This window comes from Flavobacterium oreochromis, assembly GCF_019565455.1.
Lineage (GTDB): Bacteria > Bacteroidota > Bacteroidia > Flavobacteriales > Flavobacteriaceae > Flavobacterium > Flavobacterium oreochromis.
In genome coordinates this window covers 3,034,134-3,047,262 of record NZ_CP067377.1, presented here as the reverse complement: position 1 = coordinate 3,047,262, position 13,129 = coordinate 3,034,134, and the positions used below count along the sequence as shown (strand labels likewise).

15 protein-coding genes, 7 tRNA genes and 1 pseudogene are annotated in these 13,129 nt (G+C 30.0%); all 23 read right to left on the bottom strand.

The window, feature by feature from the left end; translation table 11 throughout:
- Positions 1–277 precede the first annotated feature (277 nt).
- Positions 278–352, bottom strand: a tRNA-Val gene (locus tag JJC03_RS14540).
- A gap of 34 nt (positions 353–386) precedes the next feature.
- Positions 387–461: transfer RNA gene (locus JJC03_RS14535), tRNA-Val, on the bottom strand.
- 33 nt (positions 462–494) lie between these two features.
- Positions 495–569, bottom strand: a tRNA-Val gene (locus JJC03_RS14530).
- 33 nt (positions 570–602) lie between these two features.
- Positions 603–677, bottom strand: a tRNA-Val gene (locus JJC03_RS14525).
- Positions 678–711: 34 nt separating this feature from the next.
- A tRNA-Val gene (locus JJC03_RS14520) sits at positions 712–786 on the bottom strand.
- Positions 787–820: 34 nt separating this feature from the next.
- Positions 821–895, bottom strand: a tRNA-Val gene (locus tag JJC03_RS14515).
- Positions 896–929: 34 nt separating this feature from the next.
- Positions 930–1,004: transfer RNA gene (locus tag JJC03_RS14510), tRNA-Val, on the bottom strand.
- 84 nt (positions 1,005–1,088) lie between these two features.
- A pseudogene (locus JJC03_RS14505) lies at positions 1,089–2,305 on the bottom strand (bifunctional folylpolyglutamate synthase/dihydrofolate synthase).
- Positions 2,306–2,319: 14 nt separating this feature from the next.
- Complete coding sequence (locus JJC03_RS14500) at positions 2,320–2,988, bottom strand: energy transducer TonB (protein WP_258931954.1); 669 nt, start codon at positions 2,986–2,988, stop codon at positions 2,320–2,322.
- Between the two features lie 102 nt (positions 2,989–3,090).
- Entirely contained in the window at positions 3,091–3,480 is a 390-nt protein-coding gene (locus tag JJC03_RS14495; RefSeq protein WP_088397796.1) for an ExbD/TolR family protein, read from the bottom strand.
- A gap of 2 nt (positions 3,481–3,482) precedes the next feature.
- Entirely contained in the window at positions 3,483–4,187 is a 705-nt protein-coding gene (locus JJC03_RS14490) for a MotA/TolQ/ExbB proton channel family protein (protein ID WP_088397795.1), read from the bottom strand.
- A 193-nt stretch (positions 4,188–4,380) separates the two neighbouring features.
- Entirely contained in the window at positions 4,381–4,938 is a 558-nt protein-coding gene (locus JJC03_RS14485) for a DUF6642 family protein (protein ID WP_088397794.1), read from the bottom strand.
- Positions 4,939–5,101: 163 nt separating this feature from the next.
- Entirely contained in the window at positions 5,102–5,455 is a 354-nt protein-coding gene (locus JJC03_RS14480) for a hypothetical protein (RefSeq protein WP_235873544.1), read from the bottom strand.
- 200 nt (positions 5,456–5,655) lie between these two features.
- Positions 5,656–5,985, bottom strand: coding sequence for a hypothetical protein (locus JJC03_RS14475; RefSeq protein ID WP_088397792.1), 330 nt, complete (start codon positions 5,983–5,985; stop codon positions 5,656–5,658).
- A 139-nt stretch (positions 5,986–6,124) separates the two neighbouring features.
- Entirely contained in the window at positions 6,125–6,898 is a 774-nt protein-coding gene (locus tag JJC03_RS14470; protein ID WP_309597674.1) for a DUF5655 domain-containing protein, read from the bottom strand.
- Positions 6,899–6,978: 80 nt separating this feature from the next.
- Positions 6,979–7,401 carry a 5-methylcytosine restriction system specificity protein McrC gene (locus JJC03_RS14465; RefSeq protein ID WP_235873543.1) on the bottom strand — a complete coding sequence of 141 codons (423 nt, stop codon included), beginning with the start codon at positions 7,399–7,401 and terminating at the stop codon, positions 6,979–6,981.
- 23 nt (positions 7,402–7,424) lie between these two features.
- Complete coding sequence (locus JJC03_RS14460) at positions 7,425–8,291, bottom strand: 5-methylcytosine restriction system specificity protein McrC (RefSeq protein ID WP_235873542.1); 867 nt, start codon at positions 8,289–8,291, stop codon at positions 7,425–7,427.
- A complete protein-coding gene (locus JJC03_RS14455) occupies positions 8,275–9,729 on the bottom strand; it encodes an McrB family protein (RefSeq protein ID WP_235873541.1) in 1,455 nt (484 codons plus the stop codon). The genes JJC03_RS14460 and JJC03_RS14455 overlap by 17 nt, the downstream gene beginning before the upstream one ends.
- Positions 9,730–9,755: 26 nt before the next feature.
- Complete coding sequence (locus JJC03_RS18950) at positions 9,756–10,298, bottom strand: P-loop NTPase family protein (protein ID WP_309597819.1); 543 nt, start codon at positions 10,296–10,298, stop codon at positions 9,756–9,758.
- An 84-nt stretch (positions 10,299–10,382) separates the two neighbouring features.
- A complete protein-coding gene (locus JJC03_RS14445) occupies positions 10,383–11,363 on the bottom strand; it encodes a hypothetical protein (RefSeq protein WP_235873540.1) in 981 nt (326 codons plus the stop codon).
- A 118-nt stretch (positions 11,364–11,481) separates the two neighbouring features.
- The gene (locus JJC03_RS14440) at positions 11,482–11,898 is read right to left on the bottom strand and encodes an AAA family ATPase (protein WP_235873539.1); all 417 of its coding nucleotides are present in this window, start codon (positions 11,896–11,898) and stop codon (positions 11,482–11,484) included.
- Positions 11,862–12,860, bottom strand: coding sequence for a hypothetical protein (locus JJC03_RS14435; protein WP_235873538.1), 999 nt, complete (start codon positions 12,858–12,860; stop codon positions 11,862–11,864). Before JJC03_RS14435 ends, JJC03_RS14440 begins: the two co-directional genes overlap by 37 nt.
- Before the next feature lie 44 nt (positions 12,861–12,904).
- Complete coding sequence (locus JJC03_RS19290) at positions 12,905–13,105, bottom strand: AAA family ATPase (protein ID WP_374226236.1); 201 nt, start codon at positions 13,103–13,105, stop codon at positions 12,905–12,907.
- Positions 13,106–13,129: the final 24 nt, after the last annotated feature.

Genomic DNA, 13,129 nt, shown 5'->3' with positions numbered 1-13,129 from the left:
TAAATGTTTCTAAAATTAGAATCGACATCAATACATTTAATAGTATAGAATCAAAATTTTTAAAATATGTAAAAATAAAACTTAAACAAGACCCTTTAAATATCAAACTCACGTGAATTCAATATAAATTTACAAATAAAAATTCGTTAAAGTTTAATATTATAAAAAAAAGGCTACAAAATATTTCAACTCTTGTTAAAAAAGGTGATTAAAAAAAGGATATAGGTAGTTAGGAATACTAAAAAATAAAATAAGTGTAAATTTCATGATTTTTTTGTGGGCGATAAGGGATTCGAACCCCTGACCCCCTCGGTGTAAACGAGGTGCTCTGAACCAGCTGAGCTAATCGCCCGATAAATCATTGAACGTTGTCTTTCGACTTTTTGTGGGCGATAAGGGATTCGAACCCCTGACCCCCTCGGTGTAAACGAGGTGCTCTGAACCAGCTGAGCTAATCGCCCGATAAATCATTGAACGTGTCTTTCGACTTTTTGTGGGCGATAAGGGATTCGAACCCCTGACCCCCTCGGTGTAAACGAGGTGCTCTGAACCAGCTGAGCTAATCGCCCGATAAATCATTGAACGTGTCTTTCGACTTTTTGTGGGCGATAAGGGATTCGAACCCCTGACCCCCTCGGTGTAAACGAGGTGCTCTGAACCAGCTGAGCTAATCGCCCGATAAATCATTGAACGTTGTCTTTCGACTTTTTGTGGGCGATAAGGGATTCGAACCCCTGACCCCCTCGGTGTAAACGAGGTGCTCTGAACCAGCTGAGCTAATCGCCCGATAAATCATTGAACGTTGTCTTTCGACTTTTTGTGGGCGATAAGGGATTCGAACCCCTGACCCCCTCGGTGTAAACGAGGTGCTCTGAACCAGCTGAGCTAATCGCCCGATAAATCATTGAACGTTGTCTTTCGACTTTTTGTGGGCGATAAGGGATTCGAACCCCTGACCCCCTCGGTGTAAACGAGGTGCTCTGAACCAGCTGAGCTAATCGCCCAATAACTCAAGAAGTGTACCTTCCGTTATTGTGGGTGCAAATATAAGATAGTTTTTTTGTAAAACAATAAAAAAGTAAAGAAATTTATATAATTTCTGCTACCACAAATGTACTACCTCCTATATAAACTAAATCTTCAGGAGTGGCTAACTCTTTAACTCGCTTATAAGATTCTGAAACAGAATCTACTAACTCATTATATATTAAACCATATGATTCTGCACTTATTTTTAATTTTTCTGGATCCAAACCGCGTTGAACATTTGGTTTTGTAAAAATATAATATGCGTTTTTAGGGAAAAGAGGTAAAATATCGTCTAAATCTTTATCATTTACTACTCCTAAAATAAAAAATAAACGATGATATGATTCTTTTTGGAGTTGATTTAATACAATTTTTAATCCATGGCTATTATGAGCTGTATCACAAATAACTTTAGGATTTGAATTTAATTGTTGCCAGCGTCCTAATAAGCCTGTATTTTGCACAACATTTAATAATCCTTTTTCTATTTGTTTCTCAGTAATAATAAAATATTCCTTTAGAATTTCTATTGTTTGTAGAACCGTCTTTTTATTTTGTTTTTGATAATCTCCTAATAATCCGCAATCATATTCTTTAAATACGGTATCGGAAGCAAAATAAATAGCCGATTTTTCTTTTTTGCTTTGTTTAAAAAAACAGTTTTAGTCTCAGGTAAATATTCTCCAATTACTACAGGAATAGCTTGTTTTATAATCCCTGCTTTTTCAGTGGCTATAGCATCAAATGTATGACCAAGAAACTGTATATGATCCCGACCTATATTTGTTATAACGGATACTAAAGGTGTAATTATATTAGTAGAATCCAATCGTCCTCCTAAACCTACTTCTATAACAGCAACATCTACTTTCTGATCAGTAAAATATTGAAAAGCTAATCCAACTGTCATTTCAAAAAAACTCAAATGATGTTGTTCTAAGAATGATTTATTGTTCTGAATAAAGTCTACTACATAATTTTCTGCTATTACGACTCCATTGATTCTAATCCGTTCTCTATAATCTTTTAAATGAGGTGAAGTATAGAGCCCTACCTTATAACCTGCCTCTTGTAAAATAGATGCCAACATAGAGGAAGTTGAACCTTTTCCATTCGTTCCTGCTACATGAATTGTTTTTATTTTTTTTTCAGGATTTCCTAAATGATTAGCTAATAAGATAGTATTTGTTAAATCTTTTTTATAAGCTGTAGCACCTTGTTGCTGATACATAGGAAGTTGCTCAAACATCCATTGAATCGTTTCTTGATATGTCATATAAATAAGGGCGTTTATTGTCCTATTTCAAAATTAAAAACTATAAAACCTATTTGTCTCTCCGGAGCCTGTTGATCTGCATACCACTTGAATGCTTTTGCAGCCTCTAAAGCTGGATTAACCAAACAAGGATGTGTATTAGTTGTTCCTTTTACATAATTAGCTAAAACAACCTGCCCTCCTCTATTTACTATCACTTGCACAACTACTCTTCCACTTTCATTACAATCTTGTACTTTTCTAGATTTAGAGGCTAAACTTCTCCCTTTTAATCCCCAACCTGATCCTCCTACTCCTGTACCTGATCCATAAAATGAGTTTGCATATCTGCTTCCTGTTGGATCTCCTTTATCACCAGAAGTATTATCATCGCCATGTGATCCTTTATCACCTGTTATTTTAGGACCATTAATCAAACTAGATAAAACATCATCTGTGGTTTTACTTGGTCGTTTAGGTTCTTCTTTTTCTTCTATAATTTCTTTTTTAACTGTTGTTTTTTTTATAACAGGAGCATCACTCATTTCGTTATTTAAAATATTTTCTTCTTGAGTTACTCTAGAAGATACTACTGTTTTTGGTTGTGGTGAAGAGGTTATTTTATTTTCTGGTTGTTCTTCTCCTTTTCCCATTTCAGTAGTACCAAAATTAATTGCTATCCCATTTTCTGGGGGTGGATCCATGTAAGTCAACCCAAAAAAAGGAATAAAAAAAGTAAGATAATAAAAATTGCCGAAGTTAGGGCAAATGATTTTTTTTCTTCTGGCGTTTCTAAAAACAACATATTATTTAGGTCTTACAGCTAACACTATTTTTATCTGATTCCGATTGGCTATATCCATAACATATACCGCTTTTTCTATAGGCACTCCTTCTGCTACACGAAGTATAACGGATTTATTTTCTTTACCGAGCAGTGTTATTAGTTTTTCTTCTATTTCGTTTTCAGCAATCGCCTGCTTATCAATATAGTATTTTTTATCTTTATCTATACTGACTGATATACTTTTATTATTATCTGTTTTTCCTTTTGCTTTTGGCAAAACCAAATCTAAAGCGTTAGTCGTAACCATTGTAGATGTTAACATAAAGAAAATTAACAACAAGAATACGATATCTGTCATAGAAGACATATTAAACTCAGCTGAAACTTTATTTCTCCCTCTTAAATTCATAACTATCGTTCATTTAACAAATCTAAAAACTCAACAGCATTTAATTCCATCTGATGCACTACTTTATCTGTCTTTACAACTAAATGATTATAACCTACATAAGCTATTAAACCTACTATTAAGCCTACTACTGTTGTCATCATAGCTGTGTAAATACCTTCTGCTAACATTCCTACTTCTATTTGTCCTCCTCCACTAGCCATTTTATGAAAAGCCATAACCATTCCTACAACTGTTCCTAAAAAGCCTGTCATAGGACCTGCTCCTGATAATGTAGCTAACATGCTTACATTTTTTTCTAATTTATACACTTCGAGTTTTCCTGCATTTTCTATGGCTGTATTAATATCTTCTAAGCGATTTCCAATTCGTGAAATTCCTTTTTCTATTAATCGGGCAACTGGTGAATCTGTAGCAACACATAATAATTTAGCTGCATCTAATCTACTATTTGTAATATGATCTTTAATTAACAACATGAATTTATCATCTATTTTTGATGCTTTATTAATTGCCATAAGTCGTTCAAAATACAAATACAATGCAAAAAACAACATAACAAATAAAGACAACATGATGATTTGACCAACTAATCCTCCTGAAGTCAATAATGCCCATACAGATAACGTTTTTTCTACTGGTACATTTTCTTGATTAATTTTGCTAACATTTGTGGCAAGTGAATCCACTTGAAGAAATATACTCATATATTTTTTTTATTTTAAACGATTTTATTTTGAAATAATTGTTTGGTAAATATAAATGAATTTGATTTAAACTTAAAAATCTTTCTAAAAGCTGTATTAATAAATACTTAAAATACATTCTTTTTAAAGATTCTTTCATTTGTTTTTAAAATATTTTATTATTTGTACGAAATGGCTTAGATAGAACTTAAAACTAATAATACATCCTGAATCCTAGGGTTTGACAAAGGGTATATTGCTCTTCAAACAAGGCTTCAGCTAACTCAATAACCTCGTCAATTTCTTCTGTAAGTGAAAAATATAAATTATCAAGTTGTGTACTCAAGACAGGTATTGTATTTACATAACCTGAAAGAGCCTTAGCTCCTGTAACATCTAAAAAATACTGAAAAGTTTCTTCCTCTAAGTTCAATGGAAATGTATTAGCGAAATGAATTATTTTTCCTTTTAATTTTCCTTCAAAAAATTCTGCTATTTCCTCAAAACTATAATAATAGTTATCAATTTTTAGTTCATTCGTTCTTCCTTGCATGACTAAATAAATAACAGCATAATCTTTAAAATGTCTATCTTCATATAATAAGGTACTAATACTTTCTTCAAATCCTTCTATACTATCAAAGGTTTTGTAAATATTAGTCATCCCGTATTGGAAAGCTAAATTTTCCAATGAATTCAGAATAACACTTGGTTTTTCTTCCGTTATATCTATAACAGATTCTAGGCAATAAATATGGTGATTTTTAAACATTTATTCTTTTTTTAAACCTTGTTTAGGTAAATTTATCCAATTATGAATTCGTTTATTTTAATTAATTTTTGTTTTTATTTATGAAAAAAGATATTTTTTTTTACATCATCAAAAACTATAACCTCCTCATTTCTAACTAATTTTATAGACTAAGAAGTAATTTCTAAATAAAATGACCAAGGGTACATCCATAACGTTTATTCATTGATTGAATATAAGCATTAAATAAATATCCTAATTGTCTTGATAGATTTAATATTTTAGATTTTTCCATATTTACTTTATTAATAGTAATCTTCTCCATTTCTTTTTTATCTTTTATTCTGATAAGAAAATGGAAATGATTTTTGAGTAAACGCCAAGCATAAGTTTCAGCTATTGAGTTAACATATTTAGAATACAAATTTAAAAAATGTTTATAATTTTCAGATTTGAAAAAGATATTGCAACTGTTGTTTCCGTAATTATAAATATGGTAATACTGTCGATATTCGATAGGTTGAATAAACTGTGGCATGATTATTTTTTACATGGTATTTATGTTTACTAATTTCAACATTTTATTCTATTTTCAAATAGAAAAGAATATTTTTTGTTCTTTTAAGATCAGTACTTTCACCTTTCAAAAATTCCTTGTACTAAAAAAGAGAGTCTTTCAAATTAAAAAATATTATCTCAAAATTGCTGAATAAAGTACCTTATCAGGGTCTTTCGCTGTCATAATAGGTTAAATAAACTTTTCTTACTTAAATCTTGAACCCAATCACTAACCTCAACATCAAACCATTCATAAAAAGTCTTTATATCTCTTTTTTGAGGCCAGTCTTCTTGATTTGTCAAAACGCTTTCTAATTCTTCTTCAAATACTTGTTTGAAATATTTTTTTAAGTGTGCTTCTGCATTATCAAAATCCGGATTGGTAAGATAGGTGTGTGATTCTCCTAAAATGTCAACCTCCATAAGTAACTCAGGTGTTAATGCATTAGCCCAGTCTACAAAAGGTTGTTTTGCACTAACTGTTATTGCGGAACGATTGAGGATTTTCATTGCTTTTATTATTTTAAAACTTGTTTTATCAAACTCATGATATATTCCAAATTCGAAGTATCAGAAACAACTAGTTCATAATCACCATTGCCCCAATGTCCTGTTTCAGAAACATCCTTAGTTATCCCTTTAGGATCATCTAATTGTCCTTTTTAAGATTGATAAATAATTTCAACCCTTTTTTTAACAAAACTATGTCAGTGATGTTTTTATCTTTTTTGAAGGCGATATAGAGTTTTTTAGGTACAATTTCTATATCATCAAATAAATTTAAAATAGCATTTTTATAGGTTTCATATAATTCTACTATTTCATCTATTGCGCCATTCAAATGGTCTTCCTCGGTATAGACTTTGATTTCAGCTGTAACCGATTTAATTTTATCGTTTTGTTTGGTTACAGGTTTAATGCTTTCCGCAGCTCTGGTTTTCTTGATCGGGTTGATACTGATAATGTCGTTTTCAAAACGCTTGATTTCCCATAACTCGATTGCAATATCTTTAAAGTTTGTTGCTAAACGTTGATTCTCGGTAAAACTAGGCGAAACAAACACAACGCGAGTTTGCGACCAATCTACCGTACTGCTGTGTAAGTTTTTGTTCAAGGTTTCATTATAGGTTAATACAAAATCAGCCTTATTTTCCAGCATCAAACTCAAATAGGTGAACCCTTGATCCACGACACTTACATTTTTTTCTCGTTTGTATTCGATAATGATAAAAGCTTCCGACTGCGCATCATACGCCAATGTATCAATCCGTTTTCCTTTTATAGTGAATTCACTCTTGACAAACTCTAATCCAGTAAGTAACGTCAAGTTTTGCTCAAAAAGATTTTGAATCTCCCGTTCTAGTTTAAACGGTTTTTCTGTTAAAGTTTGTAGTTGTAATTTGTTGATTTGATATAGATTCATTTGTTTTTCTTTTAAAGGCAATAAAATAGTTAATTAAAGTATAGTAATTCTAAGATAATTATTATTAGGCTCGACGATATTTACTCACTATCATTTTTCAATACAGGTAATGCTATCCCTATTTTATAAAAATTAACATACTCTTCCACTGACACATAATTAAAACCATCATTTATAAAATCTTTTCTATCAGAAAATTGATCCGAATAGATTATCAAACAATCAATCACTTCTTTGTGTTTATTTTCCATGCCTAACGCTTTGTATATAGACTTCATTCTAGCATAACCACTTACTTGTCGTATATCATCAATACTAATATTAGTATATGAATATCTTTGTTTGTATTTTGCGTCGACTACCATTTGATATTTACCATCTTTAGAATTTAAGATAAAATCAGGTTCAAGACCATTGAATTTTTGATGATATTTAACCTCATTTTTATCTGGGAAGATTTCTTTTAATTTGGCAAACACATACAACTCAAACAATTTACTCATATCGATCCAAAAAGGTGGTGTTTTTATTCTTTTTCTTGAGTATTAGAAATAGTATAACCAAACCTTTTTAAGATAAGTTTCGCTAATTTTATAGCTTCTTCATATTCTTTATAAAATGCATTAGTCTTGGTATGTTTTACATCGTGAAGATTCACTTCTTCCGAAACAAATTCAAAGGCTGGATTGATGTAATTAAATATTACGGTAGTGTATTTTTCCGATTGCAGATTTTTAATGTTAGGCAAATAGCGCTGAACAAATACCAGTGCTTTTTTTAATAATCTATTTTCCAAGCCGTTTAAACCAAATTCATCATAATTGCAATAGGTATGTAGTGGTTTGTTTTTAACTAGGTTTTGTTTGATAGTTTGGCTTATTAATACTTTGCCCTTTACTTTAGCATATAAGTTGTTCTCAACTTTATAATACGATTTTTTTAATCCTTTACGAACTATTTCTTTAACTAAACTTAAAAACTGAACTACTAGCAAAGGTGTTAAAAAATCTTGCTGTTGTTCAATTTCAATATAATCCTTATCCCACTTTAGCTCAAACAAATTATCAAGATGTTTAGCTGATTCTGAATGTTTCAAAGCCGAAAATAGCATTGCTAGATAATCTATTTGATCTGTACGTTCTTTATTAAGTTTAGGCTCAACACAAATTGCCTTTTGGTTTTCAATCAACCAATCGACACCAATGTAATAATTAGTTTGTATTTTTCTAGTATGAGCATTAATTTCAAAACATACCGACTTTTCATTTTGCAAAAACAAAATGGGAGGAGGAATTACAGGCACATCACATTCTTTTGCTATTTCATCTTTAAAATAAGAATGATGATGCTCAATAAAATAATTGCTATCAGATGTTTTAAGAAACAAGTCCATTTATACTCTTTTTGACCTCATCATTTTCTAATAAAATCCCATCTTTAACATATTCCTTTAAAATAGGAACTACCTCATATTTTAACTTTAGTTCGATTTGTTTGTTTTCATCTGGAAGTTTAGTACCATCAACTTTTTCTTTAGTTATAAAATAACTATGTCCTAGCATAACCTCCTCTGGTTTAAAATCAGAAGACAAATGTTTTGAAGGTTTAAAAATAGGTTCTTCCCAGTTAACCTCGTCAAAATTTTCAATAAACAAACTACAAACAGTTTTAAATTTTTCTTTGGCTTTTTCTCCTATAGGATTAATGGTAGGTAACACATCCACAAATCCAAAACGTCTTCGTATGGCGTAATCTATATGACCAACACTTCTGTCGGCGGTGTTCATAGTGCCAATGATGTATAAATTTTCGGGTAGAATCAATTCCCTATTTGGCTCATCTTCTATCGTAGAAATATCATAAATACTCTCAACTTTTGCCTCCTCATAATTATTTTTATCATAGATATAACGATATTCTAAAGCGTAAATTAGTTCACCTAGGACTGATGCTAGGTTAGCTCTGTTAATTTCATCAATAATTAAAACATATCTTGCACTAGGATTATCTAGTGCTTCTTGAGCAAGTTCAGCTAAAATTCTATTTTCTACTTTATAATGTACATCACCTTTTTCATTAGTTTTTGCAGAAATACCTCTTACAAAGTCTTCATAACTATAAGCTGGATGAAATTGAATTATTTTATATTTACCATTTATAACTACTTTATCCCCCTGAAATTCGATATTACCTTTTAAACCGAATGTATCAAACAAAAAATACATAAATTCATAATTAGTTACATCCTTTTTGAAGTGTTCTTTTTTTGCTAAGAACAATGTTTGTAATTTTTTATTTTTTTCTATATAATTAAGATTTGAAAAATCAACATCAAAAAGTTTAAGTGCATTGTTTAAACATTCTTCACTGTTAATAGGGAAATATATTTCTGGATAGTAGGTGTTTAAAATTTTTAAAACAAAGTTTCTTCCTATTTCAAAATTTACACCATTCTCAAATTTTTGGTTGACTACTTTATCTAACTCTACGGCCATCATTTCCATTGCTCTAGTATCTGAGCTTTCATTTTCTAAAAAACCACTTTTAATATATCGATCTTCACGTGGTCGAAAATATATTTTACCTTTATTTGCCTGACCATTATATTTCCCCGTTGCATTTAGTTTATATTCTAGCCAATAACAAAATCCATCTTTTTCAGGTCTGCCTAAAGCATAATTTTCTAAAGATAAATTAATGATTTCAGTAGGTTTAAATTTTTCTCTAAATTGATTAAGTAAAAAACTAGTGATATTTCTATGATTTTGCCTATCTGTATTTAAATCAAAGTTTTCAAAAAATTTATCAATGGCATCAATATAGCTTATCATTTTTTCTTCATTGGTAAACTTTTTTGCTATTTTTTTGCCAACCTCGTTTTACCCGTTCCTGGAGGACCTTGCAAAATGATTTGCTTTTTGTATTCAAGCAGTTGAATTTTATCTTGTAACTTTATGTTTTCTTCCTTATTTGCAAAAGCGTTTTCAATTGTATCCATTACTTTTTTATCAAATTTATTATGACTTTTTAATTCATAAATAGTCCCAGGATTATTAGATTCAAAAAAGGCATTATTAGAATTTAATTCTATTTTATTTTCAAGTATATCATTCTCATAAAGTAGGTAATCGACTTTTCTGTAAAATACTTCGTTTGTTTCTTCAAACTCTCTTGGAGAATTTATGATGCCTATTAAATATAGTGTTCTGTTATCTTTAGCTCCTTGAGCTATAATAACACAATCATTTTCTGAAACTGATTTTTCAAAACGTTCGCCTAACTTTTTATCACTTCCATAACCGACAAATACCTTATTCTCCTCTTTTGATTTTTTTAACCAATAGGCGGTATTACCATCGTTTAAAACGTTTGGAGAAACTACCCAATATCTTCTTTTCATAAATGATATTAATTATTACTATTTATATGTAATTATTTGCCTCAATCTGGGCTCTAGCTAAAACGGAATCTCTTAGGAATCCATCTAAAACTGGCTTTCTAATAAATGAAAGTTTAAGCTTTTCATCTTTTCTAATGCTTTAAGACAAGCAAGCTTTCTATCTTCTTCAGGGATGTGAGCCATTTCAGCATCATTAACAAATTCCCAATAAAAGCGATACCATTTCTCTATTCTTCCTTTTACAAAATCGCTATATCTAGTATCAATATCATAAATATTCCTCCAAGATTGTATTTCATCAACTTTACCATCAGGGCTTGAATAAGTGATGTTCCAAATAATATCCTCTGGATTTGCATTGTCTGTGGTAATTGTAAATGATACAGATAATTGTTTGTGATTAAAATCAAACGGATAAAATAAACGTCCTGTAGATAATGCAACGGTATCTTTATCACCTTTAACATCAAATGAGTTACATTCTTTACAACATAAAATTAAATTTTCAAAATTCACTGACGAAAAAGGATATAATGATTTTGGTAAAAAATGGTCATATTGATCTCTTGTTTTACTTTCTGCCATTTTTAACTCACCAATTCCGCAAGTTGGACAAAGGGTTGTATTTTTATTAGTTCTTCTAAATTCATTAAAATGATCTAAAAGTGTAGTATGAAATTTATCCCTAAATGCATTACCATCTAGTACCTGATCGTACAAATTCAAGAAAAAATCTCTTAATAATTTCCTTAAACCTTTAACATTGCTATCAAGTATGATTGGTAAATAACCACCAGAACATATTAATTCGATATTGTTACTGTCTTTAATTTGATTACAAATAGCGGTTCTAATTGTTTGATCCAATCTTCTTAGAACATTATAAATATTTATTAATTGTTCTTTTACAATTTTTGGGTGTCTTCTAACTATATCATAAAAGTCAAGGCCAAAAAAAGCATTATCAAATGGACCTGTTTCATGTTCAATTCTTTCAAAGAACTGAATAACAAAGTCATTTAACATAATATGACTACTAATTAAATACTTGTAACTATTTATCATTCCGGTTTATTCAATTCGTTTTCTTTTAGTATTAATTCTCGAAATAATAAGACTTTCTCGACCGATTCACCTAAAACTCTCGCTTCCTCCTTAGCTGCCAAAATGTCTTCAGGGCTGTTTAAAGGCATTTTTTTATTCGTTCAATAATTTCTAACGAAAGTTTAGAGATAGATTCTTTTTTCTCAAATATTTCTTCGGTCAATATGTTGGCTGAAGTTCCAAAAGTTCTTATTCCTTTTTTCTTAGCAGTTTGATGCTCTACTTTTTTATCCTGCTTATCAAAAATGATAACATTCTCTGGTTGGCAATCAGATATTATAAATGGAGAGTGCGAAGTTATAAATAAGTCTCTCCTATTATCAAGTAAACTTGATTCATCTTGTTTTAGACAATCCCTTAATGTTGAAATGAAATTTGAACGCCAACCTGGATTAAAATGAGTTTCTGGCTCGTCTAATAAAAATAATGAATTTGTATCTCTAAATAATAGACAAAGCCCTATAGAATGAATAAACTGGTACTCTCCATCGGACAAAGATTTCGTATAAATAACTTCATCAACTTTGTCCTTTTTAAAACAACATTTTTAAATCTAAAGATTCTTTCTTCATCATATGGAAGCGGAATTACATCTTTATTAATATAGATGTTTTTTGAATGATAAACTTTTTGTTTTATTTTCTTTGGTGTTTTGTAATTATTTAAGTTCAATAAAACTTGAAAAGTTCTAAATAGCTCAAAAGCATCTTCAGCAAAATGAAATTTAAAAGCTTCTCTACATTCCTTATCTACAAAATAATCTAAAATCCATTCTTTGGTATCATAATTATAATATGAAGTAGTACTACAAGCTTTAAGTCTTTCAATTGATTTATCAATCAATGACGTTAATTCACGTGTAATTTTATTTTTATCTTTCTTATCTTCTAATGGAATTGTTCTGAAAACATCATTGTGAACTTTTTCAAATTTATCAACTTTTATAATTAATCTAAATGATTTTATGTCATCGAGACCAAGTTCTTCTTTGAAAGGTTTAAGAGATTCTTTTTCTCTTAATAGATAAATTGACAATAAAATAGCTTGATTGTAATATTCATCTAGATATACAAAACGACTTTCGGGTTTTATGTAATCTAAATCTTTAGTTAATCTATACAAATATTCATCAAATTGTATAAATCTCATTTTAAAAAAAGGAAGATTAATAATTTGATTTTCACCTGATGAATAGGCTACAATAAAATCAGGCAAAAAATCTTTAACCTCTATCCGTTCAAGTAAAGTAGTTTCAATTCCAACACATTCTTTCCGATTTAACCAATGTACTTCTGGAGATTTATCAACTTTCTTTATAATTTTTATATGAGCATCATAGCCAATATTATATGTAGAACTATAATGTTTTCTAGAGTAGTCCCCTTTGATATAATAATAATATTCTAATTCAAAAGCGTCAGGATTACAACTTTCTGCAAAAAAACCCTCCGTATGCACTTTCTTAAATTTTCCCTCTCCATTAAAACCTTCAGGTTTAAAATCTAAATAAATACATTCGATGTGATAAAAATTTCAGCTAAAACTTCGAGAATATTTGATTTTCCTGAGCCATTTCTGCCCACCAAACAGTATGGCATAAAATCCCATAACTTATCTGAATTGTATTCATTTAGAAAGTCTATTTCAAAACCTGATTGAAGGCTTCTAAAAGGAGAATGTAATTTAAGACTTTTTAATTTCATTGATTGATAGTTCTAGTTGATTGG